This window comes from Streptomyces sp. NBC_00466 (assembly GCF_041433995.1).
GTDB lineage: Bacteria > Actinomycetota > Actinomycetes > Streptomycetales > Streptomycetaceae > Streptomyces.
This window is the reverse complement of sequence record NZ_CP107896.1, coordinates 3,646,280-3,658,297: the sequence shown is the minus strand read 5'-3', so window position 1 is coordinate 3,658,297 and position 12,018 is coordinate 3,646,280. Positions and strand designations below refer to the sequence as shown.

Here is a 12,018-nt window from a genome sequence, read left to right as displayed (position 1 = left end):
CGAACTGTACTTGGGAGCTCCAATTGTTCTCTGGAATAGCCGACTTCACCAGCTGGTTCACCGACCGGTGCGAGGCGAACGAGTACCGCGTGGCCCAGGTCCCGCTCGACCGGCTCGACGGCTGGCACATCGAGCCGGGGACCGGGAACCTGGTGCACCGCAGCGGGCGCTTCTTCTCGGTCGAGGGCCTGGACATCAGGAACTCGGGCCGCGAGGTCGACGCCTGGCAGCAACCGATCATCGTGCAGCCCGAATACGGGATTCTCGGGTGCCTCGTCAAGCAGTTCGACGGCGTCCCGCACTTCCTGCTCCAGGCCAAGATGGAGCCGGGCAATATCAACCTCGTTCAGCTCTCTCCCACGGTGCAGGCGACGAAGAGCAACTACACACAGGTGCACGGAGGCAAGGCGGTCCCGTACCTGGAGTGGTTCGTCTCCCCGCGCAGGGGCCGGGTCCTGCACGACGCGCTCCAGTCCGAGCAGGCGTCCTGGTTCCTGGGCAAGCGCAACCGCAACATGATCGTCGAGGTGGAGGAGGACATCGAACTGCTCGACGACTTCTGCTGGCTCAGCGTCGACCAGCTCAGTGAACTGCTGGCAGTCGACAACCTCGTGAACATGGACACCCGGACCGTCCTCTCGGGCGCGGCCCTGTTCCGGCTGACCGGCTCCAAGCGCCATGGCGACACGTTCCGCAACGCGCTGGCCCGATCGTGGCAGCCGGACTCGGGGAGCCACCGCGACACAGCGGAACTGCTGAGCTGGTTCACCGAGGCCAAGTGCCGGGCCACCCTGACCCGGGAACGCATCCCGTTGTCCAAGGTGCAGAGCTGGTCCCTGTCCGACGGCACCATCACCCACGACGAGAACAAGCACTTCAGCGTCGTCGGCGTCGATGTCGACGCCAGCAACCGTGAGGTGTCCAGCTGGTCCCAGGTGATGCTCAAGCCGTCCAGCGAGGGCGTGATCGCCTTCCTGGCCAAGCGGGTGGCGGGTGTGATGCATCTGCTGGTCCAGGCCCGGATCGAGACAGGGGCCGGCGACATGATCGAAATGGCGCCGACCGTGCACTGCCAGCCGGGCAACTACGGATCCGCCCCCGGCGGCGAGCGGCCCCGGTTCCTGGACACAGTCCTCACCGCACCGCCCGAGAACATCCGCTTCGAGGCGATCCACTCCGAGGAGGGCGGCCGTTTCTACCACGCGCAGAACCGCTACCTCCTGGTCGAGGCGGACGACGACTTCCCGGTCGAGGTCCCGGACAACTACATGTGGATGACGCTGCGCCAGCTCACGGAGTTCGTGCGCTACGGCAACCACCTCAACGTGGAGGCCCGGAGCCTGCTGACCTTCCTGGGCTTCGCCGACCTGGACTCACCGGCCCTGCCGAAGGCTGCCTAGTGCCGTCCCCCGTTGATTCATGGGGGGGATCAATCAGAAAAGGCCACAAAAAGCAAAAACCCCAGGTCACGGGCTACGTGGCCTGGGGCCCCAATCAAGGCACTCTCCACCGGCGGACGACGAATCCGGCGGGCGGGCTCGTTGGATTCCACGCGCCGCCGTCAGCGCAGGCAGCGTGAGGTGACGCCGCTCTGCGAGCCCCGGGGCGAGAGTCGCATCGGCTCATCCTCAGGGCGTTGAGGGCTTGAGCAGATGCGCCATGCAGGCGGATCATGGCATTGGGGCCGGCCAGGTCATTGGCCGGGGGCTAGGGGGAGCCGATGCGGCACAGGCCGTTCTTCCGCTGGGTGCTGACGCTCGGCGTCCTGGTGTTCGGTTGGTCGGCTTACCTCTACTCCACGGCATCTTCCGCGATCCAGCAGGTCGACCTCACCGTGATCAGCGAGAAGCACGACGGCCAGTGCACGGTTCGCTGGAAGGACCCATACCACGGCGGCGGCCGCCTGCGTGAGAGCGCATACCACTGCGATCCGGACCGCGATGCGATCCTCAAGGCACCGGGCTACGACCCGGACACGGGATACGGCTGGGACACCGGGTTCATATTCACCGAAGGCCCGCACAAGGGCGACCTGGAGCCGTCGCAGCTCGACAGGACGGATCCCTACGCCCTGTCCGATGCGCTCGTGCTGATCGGGCTGGCCTTGATCGCCGTCGGCCTCGTAGGGGGAAACATCCGCGGCTCCGTACGCCTGGCCGGCGCGCGCCCCAAGACCGTGGCACGGGCACGGAAGTTGCACGAGGCGGCCGACCAGGTGGTGCGGGATCACGCCCAGGCATGCGACGCCGTACGCGTGGCGTGGGAAGCACTGCGGCGCGAGCAGATCGAGGCGAGGCTGCGCGCTGTTCCCGTCGCGCGGCTGATCAAGCGAGCGGCGGTCAGCCGGGCGGTACAGAATGTGGAGGCGGCCGGCGTCCGTACCGCGCGCGATGTACTCGAAGCCGGAGTGCTGGGTCTGGCACACATGGGCGCGGACCGCCGCTCGGCCGAACGCATCCATGCCGCCGCCCGCCGCCGCGCCGACAACATCGAGGCCACCCTGACCGTGCGCGTCGATCCCGTCCACTCCGGACCGTGCACCGTCGCCCTACTCGTCGCGCTGCACGTCCTGCTTGAGGCCGGGGCCGGGGCCCACCGGACCGCAGGCGCCGGTGCGGCACTCGCCACCGAGCTCGAACGGGCCCTCACCGACGCCGAGCCCGCATCCGGATACCGGAGCATGCTGGGCGTCAGCCGGGAACAGCGCGAGATTGCTCGCTCCGCCGTCTCCACACTGCAGTCCCTGATGGCCGGCGCCGAACGGGACAGACTCCCAGCCCAGTTCGCCCAGACCTCCGTCGACCTGCTGCGCGTACCGGACGACCCGCACTCCGGCGTGTCCGCACGAGCGGACTTCGAGAGCAGCACCGGTCAGTACTACAGATTGCTGGCGCAGGTCGTGGACCAACAGGACACCCTCACAGGCCACTGACCGGTGATGGCGGGCCGGCCGGCCACCGCAGCAGACCCCATCGCCTCGTCCCCTCGGCCCACGGCCGGCCGACCGCAGGCCCGGTGTCCGACCAGCCAGGGCCCCAAGGTCAACGAAACGAAGAAACCCCAGGTCAGATGCCATCTGACCTGGGGTCCCACAGAGCCCCCTATCGGATTCGAACCGATGACCTACGCATTACAAGGGCTGGCAAGATCATGACGGGTGGTGCCGTGGTTGCACGGTGGGTCCTGTTCTTCCTGGTCAGGGGCATGGTGCTACTTCCGCCCGTGACGCTCGATCCAACGTGTGTTTCCCCGTCCGCTCACGCACTGCGTTGACCGGGTGAGCTTGCACACCCTCATCGAAGCCCAGCAGAACTACCGGGAATTCGGCGCCTACGGCCACCACGGCCGACAGCACGTACCGCCGTCGGCGGCTGACTGGCCGCGCGAGGGGCGTGCGACCCGTCGGTCATCGTCGGTCAGTCCCGCGACTCCTTCGAGGACTGGGACGCGCCGGAGCGGGCCCAACGGCCCGAAGACCGCTCACTGCAGTACTGGGGACTGCCGACCTTCTGGCACAGAGGCACTGCGCCTGACGCAGACTGAGCCAACTCCCGCCCGAGAGGAATCCCGCGTGACATCCCGCAAGCCCTTGTCCAGCGGACGGACGGCGATGCCGACAAGTCCGTGGATGCCCGCGCAAGCTGATCCACATCGGACGCCCCGCCATCCCAGTCATCATTGACGGCCTGCCGTCACTCCGTAGCTTCGGCCGACTAACCGCCATCAAGGCTTCGAAGGGGTCGGAGACGAACGCTGCGGTCCCTGCGCTGAGAGAGCTGTTGGCCAGAACAGCACCGTGCGGGAGTGGGCGGCGCCCGCCGCGTGGAGCCTCCCTCCACGTTCCGGACACACCAAGCGCCAAGTGTTCGGCCGCTCCGGTCTCCCTGTCCGCAAGCGAGTCTCGCCATCGCTAACTGGTAGTTGGGCAAAGCGAATCCGACTACGTATACGTCCTATTCCGGGTCGGCAGCGCACACGCCGACGTTCCGCCTGGCATCCGCTGACGATTATTCGCCACGAGCCGGTACACACCCCAGGCCGCCCATCGCACAGGGGGCAGGGTCAGCAACGCTCCCAACAACGGCCATCCACTGTGTGCATTCAGAAGCAGCTTGGCAACTGCCTGGCATCCGCCGTGCACCGCCCCTGCCGGTGTCACCCACAAGACTTCGTATTCTGCACGCTGCTGCGTGATACCAAGCGCCCCCAGATCTGCGAACTGCCACGGTGTGGTCGCACAACGGGGGCGGAGACGCCGCTCGGCGAACTTCACCGAGTTGGCACAGAAACCGCAGTCCCCGTCATAGACAAGTACAGCTTGCATCTGCATTTTCTCCTCGCCGCGGATTAGCCGATGGCTGCGGCCACGCAAGTAATCAATTCGAACCCGGCGTCGCGTGATTCCACGCACGCCGTCGTCACCACCGGAGCCTGCGCCGAGACGCATCCTTGACCACACCGACCTGCTGCTGGCATCCACTACGCCGTGGTCGGAATTGCCCGCCTGCACAGCCTCGCCGTTGCCGGACAGACAGACCGCCCAAGAACAGCGGGATGTCTGGCCCGGCCGGGATATCACTTACGGCAAGGCCTTCAGGGGCGGCCGCGTACGAGGGATCCAGGGCCGGCCTGCTTGGGCACCACGCCTTCCCCTGCCTCCGCGCCTGGCGCAGTGCGCGGCGCACTCTGCCGCCGCGAGACCCGTCGGCACAGGATTGGCACCGCGACGTAGAAGCGATCCGGCAGGAATACAGCGTCTGCGATGATCATCGCGCCGGAAAACAGCGGCAGCCCCATGAGTACTGCAATACCGATGTGCATGCAAAGCAGCATGGCCAGAACCGGGTACTTCAGCTTACCGAAGAGGACGAAGGGGAAGGCGACTTGGAGAAGCACGGTCAGATAACCGGCCACCGCGATGGTGGCCTGCTGACCGTCTACCCAGTGGGAGAGCGCGGGCCAGGGCTGGAAGAGTCCGAGGTTCAGCACGTAGTGCAGCGCGGTTCCGGCACCCCAGGTGCCGCCCTGCGCCTTGTAAAGACCAGCCGCGCCGTAGAGGAAGCAGACCTGAACCGCGATCACGAGGAGCCCACAGTTGTGCACGGCCGTGACCAAGGTATGTCGTGCCTGGAGTAGTTGTAGTGCGACGTCGGACCGCCATCGGCCGGGCTCCCTCCTGGCGGCCCTACGCCGGGCCCGTCTGGCATCCAGGGACCAGCGGCGTCCGCATGCGGTGAAGACGAGGTAGAGCGCCATCAGGAGGACGAGGTTGTCGCCTCCGTCCGTCATGAAGATCGCCCTCGCGTGGAACGATGTGACGACGACAGCGAAGAGCACGGACACGGCACGGGTCCGCCAGCCCAGCATGAACAGGGCGCTGATAACGAGTGCCGCCGCGTAACAGATTTCGAAGTAGGCGCGACTGTCCGACAGGGTGAGCACACTGGCCCAGCCGGTCTGGGCGAAGAGCTGCCGCGCGAGCGTGGGCGTCCACGGTGAATCGGGGCCCCAGATCTCGTCGCGGTGCGGGAACTCGCGCAGCAGGAAGACGAGGTAGAGCAGGCCGTATCCGACTCGAAGCACCGACACCGCGTAGAGCGAGAGAGGGCGTCCGGTCAGGAGCGCCCACGCACCGTGTGCGGGATCGGTCAGCCGTCCGAGCAGCCGCCGGCCGGTCGCCCCGTCCTGGGCTGCCGAGGGCCGGATCATGTCATTTCCCGTCGGAGACACCGGAGGCCACCTTCCACCAGGGCAGACGCCGTGTTTCGGCGTTCGCGGACGTGGCACCGCGGTCACTGTGCGCGGCGCCTGAAGCGGTAATGGGCCGGGTAACCACCCGGAGCTGGATGAACTCGAAGGCCCTTCCGTCCCGTTCGGCCATCCGGTCGGCGGCGATGTTGCGCAGGTACTGCCGCATCATCTCGGCCCGAGGCGAGTGCGAGCGGTCGTCTCCTCCGTGCAGTTCGACGTAGGACGTCCAGGAACGGCGCAGCAGGTTCTGCGAGGTGTGGCTAGGAATGACGTTGTGCTTGACGGCAGACTCGTCCATGGCGGTCAGATCGACCCAGGGACTGACCTGGACCGACCCGTCCCGGGCCGTGTGTGCGGTCCGCGCGGAGATCGTCCGGTTGACGGAGTCCGGGTCCGGGGCGAAGAGCCGCCAGTTCTGTTCGAAGAGGGGATAGATCCAGGCGTTCACCTGTCGGCTGTAGCGCTGTGAGACGACGTTCGAGGGCGCCACGTGCAGAAACACCATGACGACATGCATCAGGGCCGTGACGAGACAGAGGACCACAGCGGTGTTCAACGTTCCCCGCACCACCCGTTGGGCTCTGCGCGGCCTGTGGATTTCGCCTTGCTCTCCCTCTTCTCCGTGCGTGGGGTCTATGACCAGCCCCGGGCCGGTGGTCTGCCCTCGCATTTGCCCTTGCTCTGATTCGATTCCGCCCAGCACTGCTCGCCCTGTTCTTCTTGTCGTGCGTCTCGTGGAAGCGCGTGGCGGGGCCAGGAGGAGATGCCCCGCCACGCACCGTTCACTTGGCAGCGCGCGAGCCGCGCTGCCAACTAGCCTTCGTAGGCGCCGTGCTGCTTGGGCTTGTCGCCGTAGCCGCCGTGCTGCTCGGGCTTGTCGCCGTAGCCGCCGTGCTGCTCGGGCTTGTCGCCGTAGCCGCTGTTGTCGTCGCCGTAGCCGCCGTGGTCATGGCCAGGCTTGCCGCCATGGTCATGGCCGGGCTTGCCGCCATGGTCATGGCCGGGCTTGCCGCCATGGTCGTGGCCAGGCTTGCCGCCGTTTCCGCCACCCGTGGTGTTGCCGCCGTTTCCGCCACCCGTGGTGTTACCGGCGTTTCCGCCACCCGTGGTGTTACCGGCGACGTTCCCTGAGGTGTTGCCTGCGATGTTCCCGGTGGTGCTCCCGGTGGTGCCCCCGCCCCCCGAGGTTCCGCCGGTCAGGGCTCCGCCCAGTACGCCGCCCAGCACTCCACCCGTGGAAGTGCCGCCCGTCGTGCCGCCGGTCAGCACTCCGCCCAGCACTCCGCCCAGCACTCCGGCCGTGGTGCCAGTGGTAGTGCCGCCCGTCGTGGTACCGGCGGTCGTCCCGGCCGTCGTCCCGGCCGTCGTCCCGGCCGTCGTCCCGGTCGTCGTCCCGCCCGTGGTTCCCGTGGAGCAGGCGGGCCGAGTGATGCGGTTGGTGTCCAGGGTGACCGAGCCGTTACGTGCCAGCGCCCGGCCGTCGATGCTGGCGCCGGTGGTGACGCCGATCGAGGTCAGGGCCAGGATGTTGCCCACGAAGGTCGAGTTGGTGCCGAGCGTGGCCGAACTGCCGATCTCCCAGAACACGTTGCACGGTGACGCGCCGTTGATGAGTGCGACGCGGCTGGCGGACGCCGTCGTCAGTCCGGAACCGACCTGGAAGACCCAGACCGCGTTGGGGTCGCCCTTAGCGTCGAGGGTAAGCGTCCCGGTGAGGCCCAGGGTCGAGGAGGCCGTGTACACGCCTGGTACCAGCGTCAGCCCTCCGGCGTCCGGCGGAAGAGCGGCGTCCGTTGCCTGGCCCGCTGCGTTGTTGAACGCCGCGACCAGGTCGGACTTGGCCTGGAGCGCGACGGCGTCCGCCGAGTGCTGGGCCCCGTTCACGATTCCCGGCGGGAATCCGCTGATGGCCGTTCCAGGGCTGACCCCGATATCCCCAGTGATCACGGAAGGGCCGGTGTTGGTGATCGATTGACCTGCCAGCACGGCGAAGCTGTCCGCCGTACCCAGCGGCACAGGAGTGGCGGTGGCGAACGCCTGGGCCGGCGCCACCGCCACCATCCCGGCGGCAACAACCGCCGTGAATGTTCCCGTGAGCCAGGCCGAAACAGTGCGCCGTCGTGCAGCCTCAGTAGATCTGAGCTTCATCAGAAACCGATTTCTGTTTGAGAGGCGGCGACTTCCGAGCCTTTCCGGGCTCCCCGGAAGCCGTCTTATGTCGCCCGCATATTACACATTGAAGAGGTCGCAGAATTCCAAAGACTGGAGCGAGTCGATGCCTCTTCAGGTATTTCGCGAGTAGCTATAAGAATCAGATGACACCAAGGTTCAGATCTTCAGGGAACCCCTAGACGATGCAGAATCGTCCCTTCTTAATGCAGAATTGTTTCTTCGAAAGTGAGTGCCCCAATAACGGAAATTGAATATAGAAATAATGCGTCACGCGTTCCCCTGTCGGAAATCAGCCGCAACACCGCGCGGCGGCTGAGCGACGCACCGCCGATGCCAGGACTGCCAGCCGGGCCCGCGAGGGTGACACCGATCACGGCCAGGGGCGAGCGCAGTCGCTCGGTCCGCCGGCCGTTTGTTATCGAAGTCAGAGGCGTGACCTGAGCGAGCTTGAAGGCCACCCCTGTTGCGGGCGGTGACGGAGAGCACGGAGCGATCTCGACAGGTCTCTGGAGAGGCACAGGAAGCACTGACCGAGGTCTGGTGCAAAGCCCCCCCCCTGTTCGACACGTCACGCAGCAACGCTGCCTTCTGGGCCGTGACGATCACCCACCGCCGCGCCATCGACCGAGTCCGTTCAGTACAGGCATCAGTCGACCGCGACCGCCAGAGTGCGCTACGCCAGCAGCAGCGTGCATTCGACGAGGTCAGCGAAAAAGTCGAGAACCGCTTGGAATACGAACAAGTCCGCCGCTGCCTGCAGGCGCTGTCTCCGCTCCAGCGCGAATCCGTGCTCCTCGCCTACTACGACGGCTGCACCTACCGGGAGACCGCCGAACGGCTGGGCACAGCTCTGGGCACAGCAAGTTTGCGTGCGGCTGTGGTGCGGGACGGCCCGTATCTGTCGATGCCTTCGACATCGCCAGACCTGAGTAACCGCCCCCGTGAACCGGTATCCGCGCACAGGACTGGCAGTTGCGGAGCGAGTGACGGGAATCAAACTCGTGCTCCCAACCGGTCCTCAGACACTGACCTGCCACCTGAACTGCGGGAACAGGCTGGTATTTCTCGGACCGGAGTGTCGTATCGACATCTGCGCTCACCGCTCTTTACCGGCAGCTACTGGCACGTTATGGCACGGTCACCGGGAGCGGGCGCCGGCGCCGCATCCCACGCGTCGGCACCCGCCTCACCGAGCGACCGGGGACGGTTTACCGATGGCGCGGAGCGGGTGCTGGCGGCGCTGTCGAGCCAATGGGAGGTGGGCGAGATCCTCGCGGCGGACGACGTGTGGGCGGTGATCGTTGGAGGCCGGTGTCGGGAATGAGGCACCGCGGGTGCCCCCGGGCTGCGGGCCGGGCAGCGCAACAGGCCCGGCGTGGTGCTCAGTTCGAGCTCCGCAGGGCGGGCAGGCCGGCGCACAGGGCGGCCGGGAAGGCGGGCTCGATGCGGTGCACGTCGGTGCAGCCCGCCTTCGTGCCGCGTGCGAGGGGCACCCAGCCCGACTTCTCGGCCCGGAAGAACCACCGGTCGCCGAGGCTCGCCCCGCAGCCCGGCGCCTCGCCCTCGGCGCAGGCCGGGCCCATGCGCGAGGACACGTCGAACACCAGCCACTTCCCGTCGCAGTGCTCCTCGCCGCGGGACGTGTGGTTCGGTACGTCGAGCGCCGCCACCGCCTGGTCGTAGGAGGCGGGAGTGCAGCCGGTGGGTGCCGGGTGGCAGCCGCGGTCGCCGCACAGGCGCAGGTCGGGCAGGTCGGCGTCGTCCGCGGTGAATGTCGTGTCGTTGTCCACGGACAGTTCGCGGTGGCCGAGCGCGGATGGCAGCCGCACCTTCGCCGTGCCGGTCGCGGTCTTCGAACAGTCGGCGTGCGGGTCACCGGTCAGGGCGGAGAAGGTGACCTGCACCCACACGGTGCGCTCCGAGGTGGAGGTCACGACCGCCTTCAGTTCGCGCGCGCAGGTCTTCCCCTTGCCGGGCACCTCTGCGTCGACGCTGAGCGCGCGCCCACTGTCGGAGAGCCGTGCGGCGGTCACGCGGAACGGCGCGAACGTCTGCCAGTGCGGCGCTTCCGTCGTCGTCGGCGCTCCCGCCCCGACCCGCTGGGTCCCGCAGGCTCCGAGCGGCAGCAGCACGGCGACGGCGCTCAGCAGGACGGCGGCCAGTGATCTCCTGGTCTGCATGTGTTCCGGATCCCCCCATGAAAACGGTCGACCCGGGCGACTATAGAACGCCGCGTACACGTCAGGCCGGACGCAACCACACACCGGACGCACTGCTCGTTCTGCCATGGAGCGAGCGTGCGCCGCACTTCGCGTACGCGGTCCATGCCGGTGGCGTACCAGGTGGCGGCGAGTTGGTCGAGGGCCTGGCCGGCGAAGTGGCATGCCTCCCGCACAACGCTGCGTAACCAGCGAGGATCGCGAGGAATGCCGAGCTAGCGATGAGTGTGAGGGGGCAATCTCCTCGGCGGGGCCAGCGGCCGGCAGGGCGTCGCGTTCTGGCCTACGTGAAACAGGGCCGCTGCCGCCGCATCAAGGTGGCGACCCTGAAGGCGTACGTCGGCGGCATCCCTTCGGGGACAACCACTCACTGACAGCAGAGCAGGCAAGGGCGGGCCGGATCACCTTCGGCCCGCCCTTCGCGTTGGAGGAAACGCAATGGGCCCCCGCAAGCCGAACCATGGAGTCGTCCGTCTACGAAGGCAGTGACGGATGGTGGCACGGACGCGTCACCATGAGCGTCAAAAACGACGGAAGCCCCGACCGCCGCCACCGACGGGCCAAGACCAAGGCCGAAGTGGAACGCAAGGTACGGGCGCTGGAGAAACCGCGAGACGAAGGGCGAGCCCCGGTCGCCGGACGGAAGCCGACCGTGGAGCAGTGGATGACCATCTACCTCACCACGATCGCGAGCCTCAAGCTCAAGCCCCGTTCCCTGGACGACTACTGGTCCAAGACCCGCAACGACATCGTGCCCGGCCTCGGTCAGCACCGGCTCGACAAGCTCGCACCGGAGCACTTGGAGAGGCACTACGCCGACATGCTCCGAGAGGGGCACGCCCCCTCGCATGTGCTGAAGGTGCACCATGGAGGAGGCCAAAGCGTTTCTGCTGGCCGCCGCCAAACGCCCCACGTTCATGCGCTGGCTGGTCAACGTCGGCATGGGATTCCGGCAAGGTGAAGCCCTGGGCCTGCGGTGGAAGTACGTCGACCTCGAAGCGGAGATGTTCAACCCGCACTGGCAGCTTCAGCGCCTCACCTGGCGCCATGGCTGCCCGGACCCGCACCTCTGCGGCGAGCGCCTGCACCGCTTCGAGAAGTGCCCCAAGGACTGCACCGTGCACAAGGGCTACAAGCGCGGCTGCCCCAAGCCTTGCGCAGATGACTGCACGCGTCACGCGAGCATCTGCCCGCAGCGCAAGGGCGGTGGGCTCGTCTTCACCCGGCCCAAGACGAAGAAGAGCCGGAATGCCGTCCCGATCCCGACGCCGTTCATCCCGTATCTGCATGACCACAAGGACCAGCAGGACGCCGCGCGAGCCGCGGCCGGTGAACAGTGGCAGGACTTCGACGCGGTATTCACACGCTCGGACGGCCGGCCGATCGACCCCCGAGACGACTGGGGGGAGTTCAAGGAACTGCTCGAAGAGGCCGGGATCAGCGACCGGCGCCTGTACGACGGCAGCCGTCATACGGCGGGGACCATCCTGAACGAGCTGGGCGTGGACATGCCGACCATCATGGAGATCCTCCGGCACACCCAGATCAGCCAGACACGGCGGTACGTGAAGGGCCGATCCACCCTCTCGAAGGACGCCATGCTCTGCATGGGAAACGCCTTCGCACCCCAGCCTCAAGCGGCGTCTGAGACCAGAAGTGAGACCGCCGACCGCAAGGCGGCCGGCGCCCGACGTCGGCGCCGCATCCTCTGACGACAAAACCCCAGGTCAGATGCCATCCGACCTGGGGTTCCTCAGAGCCCCCTATCGGATTCGAACCGATGACCTACGCATTACAAGTGCGTTGCTCTGGCCAGCTGAGCTAAGGAGGCGTGTCGGAGCATTCTAACCGCAGCGCGGGCATGACTCTGCCGGAA

8 protein-coding genes, 1 tRNA gene and 2 pseudogenes are annotated in these 12,018 nt (G+C 67.1%); 4 read left to right on the top strand and 7 right to left on the bottom strand.

Going from position 1 to position 12,018, the window contains the following annotated elements:
• Positions 1-23 precede the first annotated feature (23 nt).
• Together OG210_RS16315 and OG210_RS16310 are read left to right on the top strand one after the other, a co-directional pair.
• Positions 24-1,400, top strand: coding sequence for an NDP-hexose 2,3-dehydratase family protein (locus OG210_RS16315; protein WP_371537284.1), 1,377 nt, complete (start codon positions 24-26; stop codon positions 1,398-1,400).
• A gap of 320 nt (positions 1,401-1,720) precedes the next feature.
• Positions 1,721-2,932, top strand: a complete 1,212-nt coding sequence (locus OG210_RS16310) for a hypothetical protein (RefSeq protein WP_371537282.1) — start codon at positions 1,721-1,723, stop codon at positions 2,930-2,932.
• A gap of 1,008 nt (positions 2,933-3,940) precedes the next feature.
• Here the strand turns inward: OG210_RS16310 and OG210_RS16305 are convergent.
• The 4 genes from OG210_RS16305 to OG210_RS16290 all read right to left on the bottom strand — a co-directional run bounded on the left by OG210_RS16305 (position 3,941) and on the right by OG210_RS16290 (position 7,899).
• On the bottom strand, positions 3,941-4,330 hold the full coding sequence (locus OG210_RS16305; protein ID WP_328335493.1) for a DUF393 domain-containing protein: 390 nt from the start codon (positions 4,328-4,330) through the stop codon (positions 3,941-3,943).
• 263 nt (positions 4,331-4,593) lie between these two features.
• Positions 4,594-5,709 (bottom strand): HTTM domain-containing protein, encoded by a 1,116-nt coding sequence (locus OG210_RS16300; RefSeq protein WP_328328367.1) that lies wholly within the window; start codon positions 5,707-5,709, stop codon positions 4,594-4,596.
• Between the two features lies 1 nt (position 5,710).
• Positions 5,711-6,307: a DUF5819 family protein gene (locus tag OG210_RS16295; protein ID WP_371537280.1), complete on the bottom strand. Its 597-nt coding sequence runs from the start codon at positions 6,305-6,307 to the stop codon at positions 5,711-5,713.
• Positions 6,308-6,564: 257 nt separating this feature from the next.
• Positions 6,565-7,899: an ice-binding family protein gene (locus tag OG210_RS16290; protein WP_371537277.1), complete on the bottom strand. Its 1,335-nt coding sequence runs from the start codon at positions 7,897-7,899 to the stop codon at positions 6,565-6,567.
• Between the two features lie 496 nt (positions 7,900-8,395).
• Here OG210_RS16290 and OG210_RS16285 point away from each other — a divergent pair, with 496 nt between their 5' ends.
• Complete coding sequence (locus OG210_RS16285) at positions 8,396-9,247, top strand: sigma-70 family RNA polymerase sigma factor (RefSeq protein WP_371537274.1); 852 nt, start codon at positions 8,396-8,398, stop codon at positions 9,245-9,247.
• A gap of 58 nt (positions 9,248-9,305) precedes the next feature.
• Here the strand turns inward: OG210_RS16285 and OG210_RS16280 are convergent, their stop codons facing one another.
• Positions 9,306-10,103 (bottom strand): hypothetical protein, encoded by a 798-nt coding sequence (locus OG210_RS16280; protein WP_371537270.1) that lies wholly within the window; start codon positions 10,101-10,103, stop codon positions 9,306-9,308.
• An 83-nt stretch (positions 10,104-10,186) separates the two neighbouring features.
• A pseudogene (locus tag OG210_RS16275) lies at positions 10,187-10,312 on the bottom strand (transcriptional regulator); the annotation flags it as partial.
• A gap of 268 nt (positions 10,313-10,580) precedes the next feature.
• On the opposite strand from OG210_RS16275, the pseudogene OG210_RS16270 reads away from it, so the two are divergent.
• A pseudogene (locus OG210_RS16270) lies at positions 10,581-11,854 on the top strand (tyrosine-type recombinase/integrase).
• 45 nt (positions 11,855-11,899) lie between these two features.
• On the opposite strand, the gene OG210_RS16265 reads toward OG210_RS16270, so the two are convergent.
• Positions 11,900-11,973 (bottom strand) — tRNA-Thr (locus OG210_RS16265).
• Positions 11,974-12,018 lie beyond the last annotated feature (45 nt).